Source organism: Vibrio sp. 10N.222.46.A1 (assembly GCF_041473595.1).
GTDB classification, from domain to species: domain Bacteria; phylum Pseudomonadota; class Gammaproteobacteria; order Enterobacterales; family Vibrionaceae; genus Vibrio; species Vibrio tasmaniensis_A.
This window is the reverse complement of the sequence record NZ_JBFRSN010001511.1, coordinates 1-438: the sequence shown is the minus strand read 5'-3', so window position 1 is coordinate 438 and position 438 is coordinate 1. Positions and strand designations below refer to the sequence as shown.

Genomic DNA, 438 nt, shown 5'->3' with positions numbered 1-438 from the left:
TCTTGTTGACCGCTCAGATGAAATTTACGATGAGTCTCGCCGTTTAGCAGAAGAATTGAATGGTCACTACATGGATCAATTTACTTACGCTGAGCGTGCAACCGACTGGCGTGGTAACAACAACATCGCGAACTCGATTTTCAATCAAATGCAGATGGAAGATCACCCAGTTCCAGCTTGGGTAGTAATGAGCCCAGGTACTGGCGGTACTTCAGCGACGATTGGCCGTTTCATTCGCTACCAACAACATGAAACTAAGCTTTGTGTTGTGGACCCTGAGAACTCTGTATTCCACGAATACTTCCAAACCGGCAATGCGAACGTGAAAGGCAGTACATTCAGCAAGATTGAAGGCATTGGTCGCCCACGAGCAGAACCAAGCTTCATTCCTGGTGTGGTTGACGAAATGCGTAAAATTCCAGATGCAGCAAGTATCGC

The 438-nt window shown here is 47.0% G+C and carries 1 protein-coding gene; it reads left to right on the top strand.

Translation table 11 applies throughout. The features are described from left to right. A partial coding sequence (locus tag AB4496_RS27730; RefSeq protein WP_372133222.1) for a pyridoxal-phosphate dependent enzyme occupies positions 1-438 on the top strand: 438 nt, incomplete at both ends.